Annotated in this window: 19 protein-coding genes; 10 read left to right on the plus strand and 9 right to left on the minus strand. The window is 63.4% G+C overall.

Going from position 1 to position 20,019, the window contains the following annotated elements; genetic code table 11:
* Positions 1-114: 114 nt before the first annotated feature.
* The 8 genes from rpiA to ACEW7X_RS11045 form a co-directional block, all read right to left on the minus strand.
* Positions 115-801 (minus strand): ribose-5-phosphate isomerase RpiA, encoded by a 687-nt coding sequence (gene rpiA / locus ACEW7X_RS11010; RefSeq protein WP_068374615.1) that lies wholly within the window; start codon positions 799-801, stop codon positions 115-117.
* A gap of 68 nt (positions 802-869) precedes the next feature.
* The gene (locus ACEW7X_RS11015; RefSeq protein WP_068374612.1) at positions 870-1,229 is read right to left on the minus strand and encodes a Spx/MgsR family RNA polymerase-binding regulatory protein; all 360 of its coding nucleotides are present in this window, start codon (positions 1,227-1,229) and stop codon (positions 870-872) included.
* On the minus strand, positions 1,226-2,029 hold the full coding sequence (locus ACEW7X_RS11020) for an ABC transporter permease subunit (protein WP_068374609.1): 804 nt from the start codon (positions 2,027-2,029) through the stop codon (positions 1,226-1,228). Before ACEW7X_RS11020 ends, ACEW7X_RS11015 begins: the two co-directional genes overlap by 4 nt.
* On the minus strand, positions 2,026-2,964 hold the full coding sequence (locus tag ACEW7X_RS11025; RefSeq protein WP_068374606.1) for an ABC transporter permease subunit: 939 nt from the start codon (positions 2,962-2,964) through the stop codon (positions 2,026-2,028). The genes ACEW7X_RS11020 and ACEW7X_RS11025 overlap by 4 nt, the downstream gene beginning before the upstream one ends.
* Positions 2,961-4,091, minus strand: coding sequence for an ABC transporter ATP-binding protein (locus ACEW7X_RS11030; protein ID WP_068374824.1), 1,131 nt, complete (start codon positions 4,089-4,091; stop codon positions 2,961-2,963). The genes ACEW7X_RS11025 and ACEW7X_RS11030 overlap by 4 nt, the downstream gene beginning before the upstream one ends.
* 21 nt (positions 4,092-4,112) lie before the next feature.
* On the minus strand, positions 4,113-5,150 hold the full coding sequence (locus tag ACEW7X_RS11035; protein ID WP_253597067.1) for a polyamine ABC transporter substrate-binding protein: 1,038 nt from the start codon (positions 5,148-5,150) through the stop codon (positions 4,113-4,115).
* 249 nt (positions 5,151-5,399) lie between these two features.
* Complete coding sequence (locus tag ACEW7X_RS11040) at positions 5,400-6,062, minus strand: 3-deoxy-D-manno-octulosonic acid kinase (RefSeq protein ID WP_415358556.1); 663 nt, start codon at positions 6,060-6,062, stop codon at positions 5,400-5,402.
* 64 nt (positions 6,063-6,126) lie between these two features.
* Entirely contained in the window at positions 6,127-6,546 is a 420-nt protein-coding gene (locus tag ACEW7X_RS11045) for a group II truncated hemoglobin (protein WP_068374603.1), read from the minus strand.
* 225 nt (positions 6,547-6,771) lie between these two features.
* Here ACEW7X_RS11045 and ACEW7X_RS11050 point away from each other — a divergent pair, with 225 nt between their 5' ends.
* The 7 genes from ACEW7X_RS11050 to ACEW7X_RS11080 all read left to right on the plus strand — a co-directional run bounded on the left by ACEW7X_RS11050 (position 6,772) and on the right by ACEW7X_RS11080 (position 16,159).
* On the plus strand, positions 6,772-7,746 hold the full coding sequence (locus tag ACEW7X_RS11050) for a TRAP transporter substrate-binding protein (RefSeq protein ID WP_068374600.1): 975 nt from the start codon (positions 6,772-6,774) through the stop codon (positions 7,744-7,746).
* Between the two features lie 119 nt (positions 7,747-7,865).
* On the plus strand, positions 7,866-8,363 hold the full coding sequence (locus ACEW7X_RS11055) for a TRAP transporter small permease (protein ID WP_068374597.1): 498 nt from the start codon (positions 7,866-7,868) through the stop codon (positions 8,361-8,363).
* A 24-nt stretch (positions 8,364-8,387) separates the two neighbouring features.
* Positions 8,388-9,665, plus strand: coding sequence for a TRAP transporter large permease (locus ACEW7X_RS11060; RefSeq protein ID WP_068374594.1), 1,278 nt, complete (start codon positions 8,388-8,390; stop codon positions 9,663-9,665).
* Between the two features lie 210 nt (positions 9,666-9,875).
* Positions 9,876-11,282 carry an MBOAT family O-acyltransferase gene (locus ACEW7X_RS11065; RefSeq protein ID WP_068374591.1) on the plus strand — a complete coding sequence of 469 codons (1,407 nt, stop codon included), beginning with the start codon at positions 9,876-9,878 and terminating at the stop codon, positions 11,280-11,282.
* Entirely contained in the window at positions 11,269-12,642 is a 1,374-nt protein-coding gene (locus ACEW7X_RS11070) for a DUF459 domain-containing protein (RefSeq protein WP_415358520.1), read from the plus strand. Before ACEW7X_RS11065 ends, ACEW7X_RS11070 begins: the two co-directional genes overlap by 14 nt.
* Positions 12,639-13,910: a GDSL-type esterase/lipase family protein gene (locus ACEW7X_RS11075; RefSeq protein ID WP_420177200.1), complete on the plus strand. Its 1,272-nt coding sequence runs from the start codon at positions 12,639-12,641 to the stop codon at positions 13,908-13,910. The genes ACEW7X_RS11070 and ACEW7X_RS11075 overlap by 4 nt, the downstream gene beginning before the upstream one ends.
* Positions 13,911-14,164: 254 nt before the next feature.
* Positions 14,165-16,159: an FUSC family protein gene (locus ACEW7X_RS11080; protein WP_253600737.1), complete on the plus strand. Its 1,995-nt coding sequence runs from the start codon at positions 14,165-14,167 to the stop codon at positions 16,157-16,159.
* 85 nt (positions 16,160-16,244) lie between these two features.
* Here ACEW7X_RS11080 and ACEW7X_RS11085 read toward each other — a convergent pair whose 3' ends face one another.
* Complete coding sequence (locus ACEW7X_RS11085; RefSeq protein ID WP_253597069.1) at positions 16,245-16,913, minus strand: 7-cyano-7-deazaguanine/7-aminomethyl-7-deazaguanine transporter; 669 nt, start codon at positions 16,911-16,913, stop codon at positions 16,245-16,247.
* 256 nt (positions 16,914-17,169) lie between these two features.
* On the opposite strand from ACEW7X_RS11085, the gene ACEW7X_RS11090 reads away from it, so the two are divergent.
* Genes ACEW7X_RS11090 through ACEW7X_RS11100 form a run of 3 tightly spaced genes read left to right on the plus strand, consistent with a single transcriptional unit; the run spans position 17,170 to position 19,975 of the window.
* On the plus strand, positions 17,170-18,606 hold the full coding sequence (locus tag ACEW7X_RS11090) for an SLC13 family permease (RefSeq protein ID WP_253597054.1): 1,437 nt from the start codon (positions 17,170-17,172) through the stop codon (positions 18,604-18,606).
* 43 nt (positions 18,607-18,649) lie between these two features.
* Complete coding sequence (locus ACEW7X_RS11095; protein WP_068374578.1) at positions 18,650-19,552, plus strand: LysR family transcriptional regulator; 903 nt, start codon at positions 18,650-18,652, stop codon at positions 19,550-19,552.
* A 57-nt stretch (positions 19,553-19,609) separates the two neighbouring features.
* A complete protein-coding gene (locus tag ACEW7X_RS11100; protein WP_068374575.1) occupies positions 19,610-19,975 on the plus strand; it encodes a glyoxalase superfamily protein in 366 nt (121 codons plus the stop codon).
* The last annotated feature ends 44 nt before the right edge of the window (positions 19,976-20,019 follow it).

A 20,019-nucleotide genomic window follows, 5' to 3' on the forward strand; every position in this document is an offset into this window, starting at 1 on the left:
CCTAATCATGACAAATTCATGAATGCAACATACGCGTGAATGCAACTTACGCGGGCGTCATCCTCGTGCCCATGGCAACAGCGCAGCACGGAGGTGCCGCGCTGCCCCCGGCTCTCAGCCGCGCGCGCCCGGCAGCAGGCGCTGCACGCCGTCGCTGCCCGCCAACAGCGCCAGGTTCGCGCCGCGCAGCGCGAACAGGCCGCAGGTGACGACACCCGGCAGGTTGTTGATTTCCTGCTCCAGGCGGGCCGGTTCGTTGATTTCCAGGCCGGAAACGTCCAGGATGACATTGCCGTTGTCGGTCACGAAGCCCTCGCGCAACGCCGGAATACCGCCATAGGCACGCAACGCACGGGCCACGGCTTCGCGCGCCATGGGAATGACTTCCACCGGCAGCGGGAAGCGCCCCAGGCGCCGGACCAACTTGCTATCGTCAGCAATGCACACGAATTCGTCCGCCACCGAGGCGACGATTTTCTCGCGCGTCAGCGCGCCACCACCGCCCTTGATCATATTCATGCCAGCGTCGATTTCGTCGGCGCCATCGACATACACCGGCATGTGCTGCACGTCATTGAGGTCCAGCACGGCGATACCGTGGCCGGCCAGGCGCTCGGCGCTGCGCACCGAACTGGCCACCGCGCCGCGGAAGCGGCCGGCATAGCGTGCCAGGCCGTCGATGAAAAGATCCGCCGTGGAACCCGTGCCCACGCCGATGATGACATCCGCGCCCAGCATGGGTTCGATATAGGCCAAGGCGGCATCGGCCGCTTGCTGCTTGAGTTGTTGCTGCGACAACATGAATGAAACCTGTCAGTCAGAAAAAAACATCATACGCCCGGCACGCCGAAACAGCGGCCCGGCACCGTCTACGCAGGCAGGAAACGCGCCGCATAGGTGGCTTCACGGAAACCGACGCCAACCTTGCCGTCGCCATCGACCGCCACGGGACGGCGCACCAACGCCGGATAGTCGGCAATCAGGGCCAGCCAGGCGGCGTCATCGGCCGGACTGCGAGCGGATTCGGGCAGGTTGCGCCAGGTCATGGAAGCCCGGTTGACGAGCTTCTCCCAGCCACCCAACTGGGCCGCCCAATCCCGCAACAGTGCCGGGTCCACCGGATGGTCGCGATAATCGACGAACGTGTGCGCCACGCCGTGGCTGTCCAGCCAGGCACGCGCCTTGACGCAGGTGCTGCACTTATTCAGGCCGTAAAGGACCAGGCTCATGACGATACCTCCTTGCGTTTCTGCAGGCGGTAGGCAACGAGCACGCAAATACCTACCGCGACAATAAAGATAGTAGCCAGTGCGTTGACCTCGGGCTTGAGCCCCAGGCGCACGCGGGCAAAAATTTCCGGCGACAACAGGGTCGAACCCGGCCCCGACAGGAAGGACGCGATGACGACATCATCGAGCGACAGCGTGAAGGCCAGCAGCCAGCCGGCCGCCAATGCCGGCGCGATCAACGGCAAGGTGATGCGGAAAAATACCGTCAGCGGCGTTGCGCCCAGGTCCAGCGCAGCCTCTTCCAGTGAACGGTCGAATTCACGCAGTCGCGATTGAATGATCACCGCGACATAGGCCGTCGCCAGCACCACGTGGCCCACCCAGATGGTGAACACACCCTGCCCTTCGGGCCAGCCCGTCAGATTGTGCAGCTCCACGAACATCAGCAGCAGCGAAATCCCCAGGATCACTTCAGGGATCACCAACGGTGCGCTGATCATCGCGACGAACAGGGAAATACCAGGAAAGCGACGCATGCGCGCCAGCACGTAGCCCGCCCAGGTGCCAATGACGACCGCCATGGTCGCGGTCATCGCCGCCACCCGCAGCGATAGCCAGGCCGCCGACAGCAAGACTTCGTCGTTAAGCAGTTCGCGGTACCAGCGCAGCGAAAATCCGCTCCATTTGGTCACCATTTCGGACGCGTTGAACGAAAACACCACCAACGTGAACAACGGCAGGTACAGGAAACCGAAACCCAACGCGAAGCTGAGCAGGCGCAACCAGGGATTGGGCTTCATGCCTTTTCCTCCACGTCGCCCGCCACACGCATCTGGCGCATCTGGTTGCGCTGGAACCAAACGAAGGGCACCAGCAGGAACAACACCATCACCACGGTGATGGAGGCCGCAACCGGCCAGTCGGAGTTGCGCGAGAACTCATCCCAGACCAGACGCCCCATCATCAGCGTATCGGCGCCACCCAGCATTTCCGGAATGACGTACTCCCCTACGCAGGGAATGAATACCAGCAGCGCCCCGGCCACGATGCCGGGCCAGGCCATGGGCAGCGTGACATGAAGGAACGCTGACCAGGGCCGCGCGCCCAGGTCGTAGGCAGCTTCCAGCAGGCGGTTGTCGAGCTTGACCAGCGTGGCATAGAGCGGCAGGATGAAAAATGGCAGATAAGCGTAGACCATGCCGACATACACGGCGAAATCCGTGCGGTACATCGGGATGGGCGCGTCGATGATGCCCACCCACATCAGCAGACTGTTCAGCAGCCCGTCATTGCGCAGGATGCCCACCCAGGCATAGACGCGCAGCAGCAGCGAGGTCCAGAACGGCAGGATCACCAGCAACAGCAGCAGGCCGCGCACCGCCGGAGCGGAACGCGCAATGTAGTAGGCCAGCGGAAAGCCGATCAGGATGCACCAGAGAGTGGTTACCGCCGCCATCTTGAGCGAATTCAGGTAGGTGGCGACATACAGCGAATCGTTGAGCAACAGCAGGTAGCCGCGCAGGTGCAGAGAGACATGCAGCGCCTCTTCCTTGAATTCGGCCAGCGCCGTATAGGGCGGCAGGCCGAAATCCTGGTCGGCAAAGCTGATCTTCAGCACCAGCAGGAAAGGCACCAGCAGGGTCAGTGCCAGCCACAAATAAGGCGGCACGATGGCCAGCAGCCGAGAAAGGCTGGGCAGGCCCGAGCGCTCACGGCGCCAGCGCTTGAACATCATGATGCCAGCACCACGCCGCTATCAGCGTCCCAGGTGATAAAGACTTCGTCGTCGATGCCGGGCGCATCTTCGCGCGCCAGCATCAGGCCGGGCACGCTGGCTTCCACCACTTTGCCGGAATCCAGCCGGATCTGGTACAGCGCGTAACTGCCCAGCCAGGCCATATGGCTGACCACGCCGCGCGCCCAGTTGACCTCGCCTGGCGGTTGCTCGCGGCGCACCAGCACGCTTTCCGGGCGCAACGAAACGTAGACATCCATGCCCAGCGGCTCGCTGATGCCATGGTTGACGTATAGACGCCGCCCCAGTTCCTCGCACTCGATAGCGACATGGTCCGGCTCGTCAACGACGATAGTGCCAGTGAAAATATTGGTCGAACCAATGAAACTCGCGACGAAACGCGAATTCGGGAAGGCATAGACATCCTGCGGCGTGCCGCATTGGACGATCTCGCCATCGGTCATCACCGCCAGACGGTCGGCCATAGTCATGGCTTCTTCCTGGTCGTGCGTCACCATGATGCAGGTCACGCCCACCTGGTTAAGGATGCGCACCAGCTCGATCTGCGTTTTCTGGCGGATCTGCTTGTCCAGCGCCGACATCGGCTCGTCGAGCAGCAACAGCTTGGGCCGCTTGACCAGGCTGCGCGCCAGGGCCACCCGCTGCTGCTGCCCGCCAGAAAGCTGGTTGGGCTTGCGCTTGGCGTAAGGCACCATTTGCACCAGGTCCAGCGCCTCATAGACGCGCTCATGGATTTCCGCCGGGTCCACGCCCTCCTGCTTGAGGCCGAAGGCCACGTTGGCCTCGACCGTCATGTGCGGAAACAGCGCGTAGGACTGAAACATCATGTTCACCGGGCGCCGGTATGGCGGCACCCGGGCGATATCCACGCCATCGAGCAGGATCTGCCCGGATGTGGGCTGCTCAAAACCGGCCAGCATGCGCAGCAGCGTCGACTTGCCGCTGCCCGAACTGCCCAGCAAGGCAAACAGTTCATTGCGCCGTACCGACAGATTGACCGAACGCACCGCCACGGTCTCGTCGAAGATTTTCACCAGATCGACAAGTTGTACGAAATCATCCGGATCGACAGCAAAGGGCTGCACCGGCACACGGTTTTCCGCCATGATGTTCACTAGCCTGTAAGATCAGCGTCCGGATTTGAGGGAATTCCAGAGCCGGGTCTGCAACTGCTGAATACGCGGCGGCTGGGGCTTGATGACATACAGCGTCTGGGAAACCTCGGCCGCCGGGTAGATCATCGGGTTGTTCGCCACTTCCGGGTTCACGAATTCACGCGCGCTCTTGTTGGCATTGGGATAGAACATGTGGTTGGTGATGGCCGCATGCACCTGGGGCGTTTCGATGTAGTTGATGAAGGCATGGGCCGCATCGACATTGCGCGCATCCTTGGGAATCGCCATGGTATCGAACCAGGCTGGCGCGCCGCCGGCAGGAATGAAGTAATCCACTTCGAACTTCTGGCCGGACGTCTTGGCGCGATGGCGCGAAATCATGACGTCGCCCGAAAAGCCATAGACCATGCAAAGGTCGCCGCTGGCCAGTTCGTCGATATAGCCCGACGAACTGAACTGGCGGATGTATGGACGGATTTTCTTCAGGACCTCTGCGGCCTCCTGGTAGTCATCAGGATTGCTGCTGTTGGGGTCCTTGCCCAGGTAGTGCAGCACAGCCGGGAACACCTGCGCCGCCTCGTCGAGGATAGAAATGCCGCAACGCTGCAATTTGGCGGCGTTTTCCGGTTCGAACAGCAGTTTCCAGTCAGCCAGGTCGACATCCGCCCCCAGAATTTCCCTGGCCTTGGTCACATTGAAGCCCAGGCCGTTGGTGCCATAGCCCCAGGGGATCAGGTATTCATTACCCGGGTCGACCGTCGCAACCAGCGCCATCAGGTCGGGGTCCAGGTGCTCCCAATTGGGGATCTTGCTCTTGTCGAGCTTCTGGTAAAGGCCGCCCTGGATCTGCCGGGCGGCATAGTGGGTCGACGGCACGACCACGTCATAGCCGGAACGGCCTGCCAGCAACTTGGATTGCAGCATGTCGTTGCTGTCATAAACGTCGTAACGCGCCTTGATGCCGGTCGCGGCTTCAAAGCCCGACAAGGTATCCGGCGCCGTGTATTCCGCCCAGTTGTAGACGTTGACGACCTTGTTGTCCTGCGCCATCGCCGACGGCAGCGCCGCCAGCGACAGCGCCACGCCGGCCAGCGCGCCCGCGAGCGCGCGCCTGCGCGCCCCGTTCAGGATTTCTTCCCCCATGATGACCCCCGCGAAAATCCGCATGTGTGAAAAGCCCGAATCATAAAGCTTTTTGCCTGGGAGAACGGGCAAAAACATGAAGAAATCCGCTCGGTTTCCTGCAATCCGCCTGGCCAGGCAACGCGCCTGTGGCGCGAATCGCCAGCGCTTCCAGGGTCAGCCCGTGGTGCAGTGCATGTAGGCGCCGGAGAAAACCTGCCAGGCCTGGCCGCCCTCCACCTCGCCGCCGACCTTCAGGAACGAACGCCGCAGGCGTGCCAGGGTCTCGCGCCGCTGGGCCTCGTCCAGCCCCAGGCGCCCACGGTCCATGTCTATGATCCAGGGCGCGCCCGTGGCGTCGAACAGCAGGTTGTAGACATTCAGATCGGCATGATAGACGCCGGCCTGGTGCATATCGAAGACCGCGCGCGCCGCCAACGTCAGTGCGCAACGGTCCGCCAGACGCTTGGCCAGCGGCACGGCGCCGGGAATGCGGCGCGTCAACAACGCCGCCCGATACCAGGGACCAGTACGCCAATAGCCGGCCGCCAATACCTGCGGCACCGGCAACCCTGCCGCACGCATGCCGGCCATCAAACGGAATTCGCGGAACGGCCGGGTGAAATCTTCCCCCTGCCACAGGTAGCGGTCGCGGTTGATGCGCGCCACCAAGCCGCCACGGCGATAGCCGCGCAGCACGCCAGCACCGAAATCTCCTTCCACATACCAGGCGGCCTGCCGACCGCCCGCCCCGACCGGCTGCGCGCCTGGCGGCGGCGTCAGCCAGTGCGGCCCGGCCTGCGCGCCTTTGCCTGACAGGGCCTGCGGATCATAGATCATCGCACCGCCGCGCCAGCGCACGATGGCTTCGCCAGTGGGGCTGCGCGCCGGCGCGGACTGCAGCTCAGCCTTCACGGTTACGCATCCAATCGGCCACACCGAAAAAAGTATGGACCAGGCGGTCGACCAGCGGCGCGGGCACATTCTCGTCCACCAACGCCCGGCCCATGCAGGCCACCCATTGGTCGCGCTCTGTCGTTCCAATGGGAAACGGCAGGTGGCGGGCGCGCAGGCGCGGATGGCCAAAACGGCTGATATAGAGATCAGGGCCGCCGAAATAGCCACTCAGGAACCAGAACAATTTGTCGCGCGCCTCGTCCAGGCTGGGTCCATGCACGGCGCGCAACTCGCGGAAGTCGTCTTCCAGGTCCATCAGGTCATAGAATCGGTCTACGATACGCCGCACACCGGTCTCGCCCCCCAGATGCTCGTACAGACTGCGGCTGGTGTCATAGGGCTCGAAAATGGGTTGCACACGACTCATGAGAAACCTTGCATACCATGCGTAGTATTATTATTAAGATATTACAGCTGCCGCCGGTTCGGCGTGATCCGCATGGTAACCGATGCGCGGCCAGCTCCTGGGGACTGCTGCACGATGGCCCTTCCCCTCTGCTGCACTGAAAAAAATTCAGGCTCCCGTCGCGCTGCCCATCCCTTTCCCAGCGCCGCAGGCTGCCGCCCCCTCAGGATCAGGAGCAAACTCATCATGCGTAAGAACTGGCTTGCCATCGCCATGGCATCCGTCGCCATCGTCGCCACCGCCCCGGCCAGCGCCGCGGCCCCTCTGAAGATGGCCTATGCGTTATCGCAGCAATCCCATTATGGCGCTGGCGGCGAGGCATTCGCGCAATCCCTCGCTAAATCCAGCGACGGCCGCTACACCGTGCAGCAATTCGCCAACAGTGCGCTGGGCGGCGAACGCGAAGTGCTGGAAGGCCTGCAACTGGGCACCATCGACCTGGCCATCGTTTCGACCGGCGCCACGCTGAACTTCGTGCCCTCCACCGGCGTCTTCGACATTCCCTTCCTGCTGCGCGACCTGGACCATGCCCGTACCGTGCTGGACGGCCCCATCGGCGAAGGCATGCTAGAAGACTTCTCCAAGCGCGGCCTGGTCGCGCTGGCCTGGGGCGAACAAGGTTTCCGCCACCTGACCAACAACGTGCGTCCGGTCAGCACGCCTGAAGACGCCAAGGGCCTGAAGATCCGCGTCACCGAAAACCCCGTGCACATCGCCGCCTTCCGCGAAATCGGCATGCTGCCCACGCCCATGGCCTGGCCTGAAGTGGCCACCGCCCTGCAGCAAGGCACCATCGACGGCCAGGAAAACCCGCTGTCGGTCATCGTTTCGGCCAAGCTGTCGCAAATCCAGAAGTACCTCTCGCTGACGTCGCACGTCTACGCGCCCACCGTCATCATCGTTTCGCCCTCCGTCTATGAAGGCCTGAACGATGCCGACAAGGCGCTGTTCAAGCAGGCCGCCGTCGATGGGGCCAAGGCCATGCGCGACTACGTCGACAATGTCGAGAAGAATGGCCTGGAGCAGCTGCGCGGCGAAGGCATGCAGATCACCACGGAAATCGACCGCGAGGCATTCCAGCAGGCAGTCCAGCCGGCCTACAAGGATTATGAAAAGCGCTATGGCGCCGACCTGATCAAGGCCATCCAGGACACCAAGTAATCCGGCACTGACCCGGATCCCGGGGAATGGACATGGCCGATACCGCCATGTCCGCCTCCGAGCCATGCCCGGCGTTGCGCTGCAACTTCGGGCGTTTCTCTTCCTGAAACACTGTCATCATGCGTCTGCTCTGCCTGTTCGACCGCGTCCTTTTCCGCGCCGTCTCTCTCATTACCCAGGTGTTGCTGCTCGTCGCCGTCGTGACCGCCTTTTACCAGGTGATCACGCGCTTCGTCCTGCAGGCCCCCTCCGACTGGAGTGAAATCCTGACCCGCGCCGTCCTGATCTGGACCGTCATGCTCGGCATCTCCCTGGCCTTCCGGCACGGCGCCATGATCAGCGTCGAGATGCTGCGCGAACGCCTGACGGGACGGCCCCGGCGTATCCTGGAATGGGTGCTGGCCCTCATCTGTGCCGGCTTCCTGCTGTTCCTGGCCTGGATTGGCGGGCAAATGACCCACCGTGTCCGGTTCCAGAGCATGCCCAGCCTGGATATCTCGATTTCCTGGATCTATCTGTCCATTCCCGTGGGCACGACCCTGGCCGCCATTGCGGTCTTTGCCCGCCTGTTCGACCGCGATGCCGCTGCGCCCGAGCGCAACGATGCGCAAGGTTGATGGACTGAATACGGAATCCTCGCCATGTCCCAATTAATGATCGTTTCGATGCTGGTGTTTTTCGGGCTGTCCATCCCGATCGCCGTCTCCATCGGCCTGTCCAGCCTGCTGGGTGTCGCATCCAGCAACCTGACCTGGCTGGTGGTCGCGCAACAGCTGTTTGCCGCACTGGACAAGTACCCGCTGGTCGCCATTCCCTTCTTCATCCTGGCCGGCAACCTGATGGAAGCCGGCGGTATTTCCGCCCGTATGGTGGATTTCGCCAAAAGCCTGGTCGGCGGCATGCAGGGCGGCCTGGCCTGCACCTGCGTCCTGACCTGCATGATCTTCTCCGCCGTCGCGGGCTCCAGTGTCGCCACCACCTTCGCGGTCGGCGCCATCCTGATCCCCGCCATGGCGCGGCACGGCTACCCGGTACCATTCGCGGCATCGCTGCAGGCGGCATCGGCGGAACTGGGGGTCATCCTGCCGCCGTCGATCCCGATGATCCTGTATGCGGTCTCGACGGAAACCTCCACGGGTGAACTGTTCATCGCTGGCGTCATCCCCGGCCTGCTGATCGGCTTCGCGCTGATGGCCTATGCCTGGTTCTACGCCCGCCGCAACGGCCTGGGCAAGCATGACGGCGAAGGCCGCCTGTCGGTCTGGCCTGCCTTCAAGCGCGCCTGGTTGGCGCTGCTGATGCCCGTCATCATTCTCGGCGGCATCTATGGCGGCATCTTCACGCCTACCGAGGCGTCAGTGGTGGCAGTGGTCTATGCGCTGTTCGTGGGCATGTTCATCTACCGGCAAATGAACGTGAAGCAGTTTTCCCGCGTGCTGCACCGCTCGGTGATTTCCACGGCGGTCATCATGTTCATCATCGCCAATGCGGGCGTCTTCAGCTTCCTGCTGAACCGCGCAGGCGTGCCAGACATGCTGGGCGCCTGGCTGAGCACACTGTTCTCCGACAGCTTCACCTTCCTGCTGGGCATCAACGTCGCGCTCTTCGTGGTCGGCATGTTCATCGAGACCTCGGCCTCGATCGTGGTGCTGGCGCCGCTGCTGCTGCCGGTGGCCATGCAGTTCGGCATCGACCCGGTGCACTTCGGCGTCATCATGATCGTGAACCTCGCGCTGGGCATGATCACGCCGCCGCTGGGCGTGAACCTGTTCGCCGCCTGCGCCATCGCCAAGATCTCCCTGGAACGGCTGATGAAGCCCCTGGTACCGCTGGTCATCGTTGTGCTGCTGTGCCTGATGGTGATCACGTACATCCCCGGCATGTCGCTGTGGCTGCGGGACCTGGCCTACGGCCGCTGAGTCCCCGGCATGCCGCCGCCCCCGCTCCCCGCAGGGCCGGCGGCATGCCAGAATCTTTCTTTATCTAGGCATCGGTAACCAGGCATTTCCCCGACCGTTACCCCGCCCAAAGCGTTGTATCATGCCGGCGTCCCAATAATAAGCAAACGTTAAGATAAGCGACGCCGCCTGCCTGCCAAGCGGGCGCCAGCATCGCGGGCGCCCCGGCTTATGAATTTCCTCTCACTTGAATTCTCGGTTTTCTTCCTGCTCTTCCTGCTGCTGTATTGGGCATGCAAAGCACTGCCGGGAATACAGAACAGTTTCATCCTGCTGGCCAGCTACTACATCCTGGCCAGTTTCCATCCCTATTTCGCACTGGTTCTGGCCGGCTACACACTGGGCATTCATGCCTGCGCGCTGCTCATCGCACGATGGCGCACGCATGGCAAGCTGGCGCTAGGCCTGGCGATCACGCTGGCCATCGCCAATCTGGCCTTCTTCAAGTATTTCGACTTTTTCAGCGAAAACATCAATACCCTGTTGTTGGCGCTGGGCCTGAAGCACATGCTGCCGGCGCTGCAAGTCATGGCGCCGCTGGGCATTTCGTTCTACACATTCCATTCGATCAGCTACCTGGTATCGCTGCAGCGCGGCGAGTTCAAGCCGGTGCGTCTGGACCAGCTCGCGCTGTTTCTGGCGTTTTTCCCCAGCGTCATCGCCGGCCCGATCAACCGGGCCAGGGATTTCCTGCCCCAGATCACCAGCACTGCACCGCGCCAGCTTGACGAGTACTCGCGTGGCCTGCTGCTGATCGCGCTGGGCATACTCAAGGTGGTCTGGCTCAGTGCCGTGCTGGCTGACACCTGGGCCGATCCGGTTTTCGCCAACCCGCTGGAATACCATACGCTCGATGCCCTGCTCGGGCTGGTGGCCTACAGCTGGCAGATCTACCTGAATTTCTCGGGCTATACCGATCTGGTCACCGGGCTGGCGCTACTACTGGGCTTTCGCCTGCCCATCAACTTCGACGCGCCTTACGCCGCGACCAACCTGCGCCATTTCTGGTCACGTTGGCATATCAGCCTGTCCACCTGGATTCGCGACTACCTGTATATCCCGCTGGGCGGTTCACGCAAGGGTTTCTCCCGCACCCAGGCCAACTTGATGATCGCCATGGTGCTGTCGGGCCTTTGGCACGGCGCCAGCGTCAACTTCCTGGCCTGGGGTGCGATCCATGGCCTGGGCATGATCCTGCTGAACTGTGGCGACCGCCTGTTCGGACGCGACCGGCTGAGCGGTATTTCACCGCTGCTGGCAAATACCGCCACCGTGCTTTACGTGGCATTCGCCTGGATCTTCTTTCGCAGCCAGACACTGGAGCAAAGCACGGACTTCATTCAGGCGCTGTTTTCCAACTTCCAGCAGCCATTGCAATTCAATTCCCCCTTCTACCTGTTGCTGGCCTGGCTGCTGCTGATGCTTTATCCCAGGCTGGCGCAGCTGACCCGACAACTGCTGGCACGCACCGGACAGACGCCTTGGGTATTGCAGCCATTCGTTCTGGTCGCCCTGGTGTGGATAGGCATGACACTGTCGCCTCCCGGCATTCCCGGTTTCATCTATGCGAAATTCTAGTCCGGCGCCGGTACGCCGGCCGTTTTTCAAGCTGCTCTACACACTGCTGCTGACCGCTGCCGCGCTGGTATGGCTGATGCAGAATTCCATCAGCAACTACTGGCTGGAGGTGTATCACCGCGACCCCGGCATTCCGGCGTTCCAGGCCTCGGCACTGTGGCAGACCGGTGGTGAACTGCAACGCGACTGGATGCACTACCAGGACGCAGGCAGCGCCGCCTTGCACCGTTTCGACGATGCCATGCGCGAGCGCATCAACCAGACATGGCTGACGCCGCCACGCCAGGCGCAACAGGCCACCGTGCGCGGTATGGAGGCCCGCCCCGCGCGGCCAGCGTCGGAAGCGGCCGCCCCCCCTGCCGCTGCCGTGCCAGCCCCCGCACAGGAACCGCCATCGACAGTGCCAGCAGAAACAGTGCTGGACGCCCATGAGTACCCCTGGTCAGTGCTGCCTGAGCCGGCGGCGCTACCTGAATCCGGCCTGCTTGCCTCGCTGGTACGTGACGACACAATGCCGCTGAAAGCACGGCACAACACCCTGGACGCATGGCCTGCCGGCCAGCCTGACGCGGCCCCCGACAGCCTGGTGGCAGCGAGCCGCAACGCGGGCCCGGCCGCAGGCATCGGTAATGAAGCAAGCCGCACGACGACGGAGGAAGCAGGCACGTCTGCCCCCCCCGATCTGTTCCTGCCCCCCCCACCGCAGGTATTGCTACAAGCCGGCGACACCGTGTTTTTCGTCGGTGATTCGATGATGCAAGGGGTGGCACCGCATGTCCGCAAACAGCTCTTCAAAGAGCATGGCATCGAGAGCCTGGACCTCAGCAAGCAAAGCAGCGGATTGGCTTATACTGGCTTCTTCAATTGGCCGGCCACCGTCGAGCAGACGCTCGCCAGTCATCCTGACATCCGGCTGATGGTGGTATTTCTCGGCCCCAATGACCCCTGGGACTTCCCCCTTGCGCGAGGCCAGCCTTTCCTTCGATTCAAGTCGCCGGAATGGGAAGCCGCTTATCGCGAACGCATCCGTGCCTTGCTCGAAAGCGCGCGCGAACATCAGGTCCATGTCATGTGGCTGGAAGTCCCGGCCATGAAAAAGAATTCACTCAACCAGTCCATGGACTACCTGAACACCCTGTATGCCTCGGAAGTCGCCCATGCCGGCGCCCAGTTCATTCCTACCAATCTGCTACTGGGCAACGAGAACGCTGCGTACTCGACCCACGTGCAGGTCGGCGATCGCCGTGTCAAGGTGCGTATCGACGACGGCATCCACTTCACGGTGGCGGGCCAGCGCCTGATCGCCGAAGCGGTGCTGGCTCGCATCGACGTCCTGCCTGCGCCGGACGCAGCCCAATGAGCGCCCTGCCTGCGTGCCGCTGGCTTGCCCCCCTGTTGCTCGCGCTGGCACTGTCCAGTGGCTGCAACCCCTACCATCCACAGCTGGCGGCGGCGGCCGAACCCGCCGCACCACCCAAGGCAGCCCCGCCGCTGGCCCATGACATCCCCCCTGTCGGTACTTCCGGCCTGACGGACTTCGGCGACCCTAACCGCGAACGCCTGATCGCGAATTTCCGCGCCCGCCAGGCCGGCGCCGCCGCTGGCACCCTGTCCATCGTGCAGCTAGGCGATTCACACACGGCGTCGGATACCTTCACCTCCGGCCTGCGCCGCACGCTGCAGGCCTCGCTGGGCAATGCCGGCATCGGCTGGATCGCACCCATGGACATACGCGGCCAGAGCCACATGCTGGTCAAGGTCCGCTCCACCCACTGGCAGCTCACCTCCAGCCGTACCGAAGAACACCCGCATTTCCCGCTGGGCGGCAATATCGCCATGCCCACCAGGGAGGGCGCCCGCATCCGCATTGAACTGCGCCAGCCCGATACTTCGCTGTACCGTGCCTCCTTCCTGGTGCGCCAGACCACGACCGGTCCCGCGCTGCTTGTCGAGGATGCACGCGGCAGGCGCCAGCCCCTGGCCCCACGCCAGCCCGGCGAAGGCTGGCAACGCGTCACCGTGGACGTGCGCCTGCCGTTTTCCATTACTGCGCCTCGCGCCCAGGGCGCTCAGCTGGGCGGCATCTGGCTGGAGAAAACGGGCAGCAATGGCGTCATCGTTTCCCCCGTCGGCACCAATGGCGCCCGGCAGACCATCTTTGAAAAATGGTCGCCGGGCTGGCTGGAGCAATTGCAGGCCACCCATGCAGACCTGATCATCCTGGCCTACGGCACCAATGAGTCCTTTGACGACAAGTTGCTTGCCGAGGACATGGCCACCAGCCTGCGCGCCGGTATCCGCCAGATACGGCGCGCCCTGCCCGACGCAGCCGTCCTGATCGTCGGCATCCCCGACGCCATGGATCGCGCCCGGCCCGCGCCGGCCAGTTGCCAGGACCGCAGGCCCGCCATGCACGACACCGTGCGCCGCGTGCAGTGGGAAGTGGCACGCGAGGAAAAAACCCTGTTCTGGGACTGGAAACAGGCCATGGGCGGCGCCTGCCCCATGCTGGAATGGCAGCAGCGCGAATGGGTGGGCAAAGACCTGGTGCACTTCACCATGGAAGGCTACCAAGAAAGCAGCCGCCGCTTCCTTTCGGATTTCTTCGGTTTCCTGAACCAGCCCTGATGCGGGCACAGGCCCAGGGCCTGAAAACTCTCGCCAGGCGAGGGTTCAGCGAGCCGATATTTTTCCTTTCCTGACACCCCCTCCGGCCAGGGGACAGGATTTGCCCTGGCCGCCTATTGCCCGCTGCAACGTAGCCGGTATGATGGCGGTGCACCACCTTCGCGCGCAGCCAGGACCGCCACACGGCCCTGGGCCCGCGAGCCCCGGCTCGCCGCCTGGCACCTGCCACCCATTCTTTTTCCGGAAGACGTCGCATGCCGCAAGCTGCATCATCCGCCCGCCCTGCCATCCGGCCCAATCCATGGCTCAGGGAACTGACTACCCTCAAGCCCGCCCACTGGCGCTGGGGCGTTTCCATCCGCGCCGCCATCGGCATGGGCCTGCCCCTGGCGCTGGGCATCGTCTTCGATCAACTCGCCGCCAGCCTGTGGATCGCCATGGGCTCTCTGCTGCAAGCCAGTGCGGAACGCGAGGGTCCCTACAAGGCCATCTTCTGGAAAATCGCCATCTCCGCTCCCATGGGCGCGGCGGGATGCCTACTGGGCTACCTGAGCGATTACTCCTGGGGCGTGGTGACGGTCACCATGGTATGCGCTGCCTTCATCGGCAGCATTATCAGCAGCTACAGTGCCGCGCTGTCCTCCGGCAGCCTGCAGGCGCTGGTCATGGGCACCGTCATGACCGGCAATGGCCACATCGGCCCGGATTTCTGGCTGCCGGCCCTGATGCTGCTGGCCGGCAATGCCTTCTACGCGCTGATGCTGGGCGTGGAGGCGCTATGCTTCCGGCAACGTTCACAGCGCGCCATGCTCGCCGCCCTGACACAGGCGCTGCGCGCACTGGCGCTGGCCCGTGCGGATAAACAGGACACCGACGCGGCACGGCGTCAGGTCACAGACCGGCTCAGCGTGCTCTATGCCCAGATGCTCCAGATTCGCGCCCATGCGCAAGGACGCAACCCCCTGACCGAACGCACCGCCGCCTCGCTGCAGCGCTTCGACAACCTGTTCGCCTGCATCATGGCTTGCCAGGATGCCGACACCCTGAGGCGCGCCGCCGAGCAACTGCAGCCCATCGGCCAGGCGCTGGCCCACGGCACAAGGGCACCGGCGAGCACCGCCTGTCCCCAGGACCCCGCCTTGCTGCGGGCGGTCCAGGCACTGTATGACCCCTTCTGGAACAGCGCTGCGCCCGCCAAAAAGCCGGCTTCCGGCGTGACGCAGGCGCCGGCGCAAGCCCGCGAGAGCCGGCTGCGCATCCTGCTGGACCGCCTGACCCCTGGCCGGGCTACCATCGCATCCGCACTGGCGCTTTCCCTGTGCGTCGCCATCGGTTTTTCGCTGCACTGGATAGATGCCAAAAGCCATTGGTACTGGGTGCCGATGACCATCCTCATCATCATGAAACCGGATTTCGGCTCCATTTTCGCGCGCACCATCCTACGCAGCATAGGCACCAGCATCGGCGTCATCCTTGGCGCCATCCTGCTGGCCGTGCTCGAACCCGGCCCCAGCTTCGTCATCGTCATGACACTCATCGCCATCACTCTTCCCTGGGCCTCGCAACGCTCCTATGCCATGTACACGCTGGCGCTGACGCCGCTGGTGTTGGTGCTGATCGACTTCGTCACCCCGGAAACGCACGGCATCAACTACGCCGCATTGCGCCTGGTGGATACGCTGCTGGGCGGACTCATCGTCCTGGTATTCGGCTATGCCATCTGGCCCAAGCGCCATGAGCGCCAACTTGTACAGGCCTTCCGCGAGGCGCGCAAGGCCATTGCCGCCTACCTGCGCGCCTGCCTGCCCGATCCCGGGCAAGCGCAGGATAACCAGCAGGCCAGCGCCTGCCGCCGCACAGCCTATGGCGCCCTGGCGGACATCCGCCTGCAATTGCAGAAGTCGCTGACCGAACCACCACCTGCCGGGCCCGAGGCAGCTGCCTGGTTCCCGCTGATCACCAGCGCCGAACGGATCTGCGATGCCATTACCGGCTACTGCGCAGTGGCCAGCGAACAGCCCGATCCCGGCCAGCGCGCCGAACTGGAACGCCTGGCCGGCCTGCTTGCCACAGCCTCGCATGCCGAGGGCAGCCAGATCATCAGTGACAACGCCATGGCAAACGCACCGCTCGACGGCTCGCCGGAATCTGCGCTCATCAGCACTATCCGCAGTGAAATGGCGCATATCCACAACTTCGCCGAGGCCGCCCCCGACACCGCGCCAAAGGCCACCCCGGTCAGCACCTGACAATCTGGCCCGGGCAAGTGCGACGACATGCACAAGCCCCAACGCGGGCCGCGTGACGCACGATTACCGTGCGCCACACCAGGCCTCAGGCGGCAGAGCCCGCCAGTTTTTCCTGCTTGAAGGAACGCAGGATGGCATTGAGCATGATGCCGTACAGCGGCACGAACATCAGCAGGCTGACCGCAAGCTTGATGAAGTAATCCACCACTGCAATTTCCACCCAGTTGGCAGCCATGAACGGATTGCTGCTGCGCCAGAACGCAATGGAAAAAAACGCAGCAGTGTCCAGCGCCTGGCCGACGATTCCCGATGCCGTAGGAGCAACCCACCAGGCCACATTGCCGCGACGGATGCGGTCGAACACCTGGATATCCAGCAACTGCCCCAGCACATAGGCGGCAAAGCTCGCCAGCGCGATGCGGAACACGAAGCTGTTGAATTCCCCCAGCGCAGCAAAGCCGCTGAACGCGCCGTCATGAAACAGCACGGACACAATATAAGATGCGACCAACGCCGGCAGCATGGTACGGGCAATGACGCTGCGCGCAGCCTGCTTGCCGATCAGACGCACAGTCAGGTCGGTGGCCAGGAATATGAAGGGAAAACTGAATGCGCCCCAGGTGCTGTGAAAACCGAACAGCGAAATGGGCAATTGCACCAGGTAATTGCTGGCAATGATCACCAGCACATGAAAGGCCACCAGCAATGCCAGCGACAAGGACGCCCGCGAGCGCGGGTTGGTAACAGGACTCATCATGAACCTTTTTGATGAATGGGGTAAGGGAACCCATAGAGGGAACAGCAGAAACTGCAGCCGGGAGTGTACTGGTTTTCTATCAGGCCCGCACCCTGGATCATGGCAGGCTCCCCGATATCCTGACACCCAACCCTCCAGATTTGCGATTGGACGCAGGCGCGATCCCGTTGCATAGTGGCAGGCGTTCACATGTCCACTGTTCTACGCATCCGCTATCCCGCGCTCCCGCTTCCACGCATGTACCGGCTCCGCCATGACCACCCTGCCTCCTCCCGCATCGCCACCTGCGTCCATACCCGCCACACCTGGCCCTCCCCCACCCCAGCGTCATGCAGCAGTGGCCATCATTGCGGCCGGCGCCGTGCTGGCCGGCTGGCTGGCGGCAGGCCCGCTGCCCGCTGACCAGGCCATCGCGCTGGCCCTGGCCATCTTCAGCATCGGTCTGTGGGCAAGCTCGGCCTTGCCCGAGTACCTCACTGCACTGTGTTTCTTCCTGCTGGCCATCCTGCTGAAGGTCGCACCGCCAACGGTCATTTTCTCTGGCTTCAACTCATCCACCTTCTGGCTGCTCTTCAGCGGACTCATCACCGGCGCTGCTGTCCGCCATACGGCGCTGGACCAACGCTGGGCCAACTCACTGGCCGCCCTGATGAGCCAGCGCTACGGCAGCGTCATAGGCACCATCGTCGCCTTCAGCGTAGCACTCAGTTTCGTGCTGCCGTCCTCCATCGGACGCGCCGTTCTGCTGATTCCCATCATCACCTCCCTGGCAGGCCGCCTGGGCTACGCCCCCGGCTCCAATGGCAGGACCGGCATGCTCCTGGCCACGGCGCTGGGCACCCACATTCCTGCCTTTACCATTCTGCCTGCCAATGTGCCCAACATGCTGATGGCCGGCACCGCCGAAACACTCTACGGCTATGCCCCCACCTACACGCAATACCTGCTGTTGCACTTTCCCGTGCTCGGCATGCTGAAATCGCTGGTGCTGGCCGGCTTGATACTCTGGCTGTTTCCGGCCGGCCCGGCTCACCCCGACGGACAAATCCGCCGCGCCCGCACTTCTCCCACGCCACCACAACGCCGCCTGATGATCGCCCTGGCGCTGTGCCTGGCATTCTGGATGACGGACTCGCTGCACCACATCGCCCCGGCCTGGATCAGCATGGCGGCTGGCACCTATTTCCTCTGGCCAGGCTCAGGCCTGACCAGCAAACGCTGCATCAATGAAGAAATCAATATGGGTTCGCTGCTGTTCATCGGCGGGGTCATGGGACTGGGCGCCATCGTCGCCGCCACCGGCCTGGGTGGCGCGCTGGTCGAGGCTGCCGGCACCTATGTCGGCCTGGGCAATGGCGCCGCCTGGCAGAAAGTCGCCATGCTGGGGGGCATAGGCACGCTGGTGGCGCTGTTCACCACCCTGCCCGGCGTACCTGCCATCATGACGCCCCTGGCGGCATCCCTGTCGGATACCACCGGCCTGCCCATCGCCACCGTCCTGATGAGCCAGGTCCTGGCCTTTTCCAATGTCATCCTGCCCTATCAATCACCGCCGCTGCTGGTCGCCATCCAACTAGGTAAAATCGACCTGCGCGCCGCCACCCGCCTCTGCCTGGCGTTGGCAGCCGTCACCTTGCTGGTGCTGACCCCGCTGGATCTCCTGTGGTGGCACCTGCTGGGCTGGATATGATCACCTGCCTGCTTGCCTGGCCGCTCCTGCCATCGACACCGCCATGGATATCTATCAGCTACGCACCTTTCTCGCGGTCGCCCGCGAAGGCAGCATCACACGGGCAGCCGATCAATTGTTCCTGAGCCAGCCGGCCATCAGCGCGCACATCAAATCGCTGGAAGAAGAACTTGAACTGCTGCTGTTCGAACGTACGCCACGCGGCATGAGCCTGACGCCGGCAGGCGTCAGCCTGTACACCCGGGCCGAACAGCTGCTGGCCTTGCACCACGACATGCTGGACGAAGCGCGGCGCCTGCGCGGCACTCTCAACGGCAGACTGCGCCTGGGACTGACCAGCGCCGCCAGCGAGCCCGTGCTGGGCCCGCTGCTGGGCGCGCTGGCGGCCCGCTACCCAGCCGTGGAGCTAGACCTGCAATACGCCACATCGGTCGAAATCCTGCAGGGCATACGCAACGGCACCCTGGATGCCGGTATTCTTGCCGATGCCGGCGTGCCCGACACCAACCTGGCCCGCATCGAACTGTACCGCTTCGGCATTTTTCTGGCTGCCGCGCCCGGCCTGGTGGCCCATGCAGCCCCCCCTGACTGGCAAGAGCTTGCCCGCCTGCCCTGGATCTGCCCCGGCCCCAGCACCTGCTGCGGACTGGCCGCCGAACACGTGTTCCAGACCTATGGCTTTCGGCCCGGACGGCTGTTCAATGCCGATCACGAAAACACCTCGCGCGCCCTGATCACCGGAGGCATAGGCTTGGGCTTTCTGCACGAAACCACCGCCCGCGCCGCAGAAGCGGCAGGTGAAGTCGAACTGATAGGCGGGCAAGCGCAGCACCAGGCCTGCATGGTTTTCGCCTGGCAGGCCCACCGCAATGGCGAAGCGCTGCTGGGTGCCGCCATCGAGACCGTGCACGGACTGAAGGCCGAGGGACATTGGGGTGACGCCTGACGCCAAGGCTTTCCTTTATCATGTGGCCCTGACCCGGCCAGTTCCAGGATGACCGCCATGCATATTTCCTCTGCCATCCCGCTATTGCGCATTTTCTCCGAGGAAAAAGCGCGCGAGTTCTATGTCGGTTATCTCGGTTTCACAGTGGACTGGGAACACCGCTTCCACGCGGACATGCCCCTGTATCTGCAGATACGCCGCGACGATCTCGTCTTGCACCTGACGGAACACTACGGCGACACCACGCCCGGCACCACCGTATTCATCCCGCTGCACGGCATTGAAACGCTACACGCAGAACTGGCTGCCAAGCCTTACCGCTACGCCCGACCCGGCGTGGAAAAAGTGGATTGGGGCCGCGAACTGACGCTCACCGACCCATTCGGCAACAGGCTGCGCTTTTGCGAGCAATCACACGGCTGAGGCCTCTGGCCTGAAACCCGCCACGCCAGCCGATACCGACCGCT

It is taken from the genome of Kerstersia gyiorum (assembly GCF_048595715.1).
Classification (GTDB): domain Bacteria; phylum Pseudomonadota; class Gammaproteobacteria; order Burkholderiales; family Burkholderiaceae_B; genus Kerstersia; species Kerstersia gyiorum.

Coding starts and splice junctions, on each gene's coding strand:
- rpiA (WP_068374615.1), bottom strand. CDS start 801: ATGTTGTCGCAGCAACAACTCAAGCAGCAAGCGGCCGATGCCGCCTTG.
- ACEW7X_RS11015 (WP_068374612.1), bottom strand. CDS start 1,229: ATGAGCCTGGTCCTTTACGGCCTGAATAAGTGCAGCACCTGCGTCAAG.
- ACEW7X_RS11020 (WP_068374609.1), bottom strand. CDS start 2,029: ATGAAGCCCAATCCCTGGTTGCGCCTGCTCAGCTTCGCGTTGGGTTTC.
- ACEW7X_RS11025 (WP_068374606.1), bottom strand. CDS start 2,964: ATGATGTTCAAGCGCTGGCGCCGTGAGCGCTCGGGCCTGCCCAGCCTT.
- ACEW7X_RS11030 (WP_068374824.1), bottom strand. CDS start 4,091: ATGGCGGAAAACCGTGTGCCGGTGCAGCCCTTTGCTGTCGATCCGGAT.
- ACEW7X_RS11035 (WP_253597067.1), bottom strand. CDS start 5,150: ATGGCGCAGGACAACAAGGTCGTCAACGTCTACAACTGGGCGGAATAC.
- ACEW7X_RS11040 (WP_415358556.1), bottom strand. CDS start 6,062: ATGATCTATGATCCGCAGGCCCTGTCAGGCAAAGGCGCGCAGGCCGGG.
- ACEW7X_RS11045 (WP_068374603.1), bottom strand. CDS start 6,546: ATGAGTCGTGTGCAACCCATTTTCGAGCCCTATGACACCAGCCGCAGT.
- ACEW7X_RS11050 (WP_068374600.1), top strand. CDS start 6,772: ATGCGTAAGAACTGGCTTGCCATCGCCATGGCATCCGTCGCCATCGTC.
- ACEW7X_RS11055 (WP_068374597.1), top strand. CDS start 7,866: ATGCGTCTGCTCTGCCTGTTCGACCGCGTCCTTTTCCGCGCCGTCTCT.
- ACEW7X_RS11060 (WP_068374594.1), top strand. CDS start 8,388: ATGTCCCAATTAATGATCGTTTCGATGCTGGTGTTTTTCGGGCTGTCC.
- ACEW7X_RS11065 (WP_068374591.1), top strand. CDS start 9,876: ATGAATTTCCTCTCACTTGAATTCTCGGTTTTCTTCCTGCTCTTCCTG.
- ACEW7X_RS11070 (WP_415358520.1), top strand. CDS start 11,269: ATGCGAAATTCTAGTCCGGCGCCGGTACGCCGGCCGTTTTTCAAGCTG.
- ACEW7X_RS11075 (WP_420177200.1), top strand. CDS start 12,639: ATGAGCGCCCTGCCTGCGTGCCGCTGGCTTGCCCCCCTGTTGCTCGCG.
- ACEW7X_RS11080 (WP_253600737.1), top strand. CDS start 14,165: ATGCCGCAAGCTGCATCATCCGCCCGCCCTGCCATCCGGCCCAATCCA.
- ACEW7X_RS11085 (WP_253597069.1), bottom strand. CDS start 16,913: ATGAGTCCTGTTACCAACCCGCGCTCGCGGGCGTCCTTGTCGCTGGCA.
- ACEW7X_RS11090 (WP_253597054.1), top strand. CDS start 17,170: ATGACCACCCTGCCTCCTCCCGCATCGCCACCTGCGTCCATACCCGCC.
- ACEW7X_RS11095 (WP_068374578.1), top strand. CDS start 18,650: ATGGATATCTATCAGCTACGCACCTTTCTCGCGGTCGCCCGCGAAGGC.
- ACEW7X_RS11100 (WP_068374575.1), top strand. CDS start 19,610: ATGCATATTTCCTCTGCCATCCCGCTATTGCGCATTTTCTCCGAGGAA.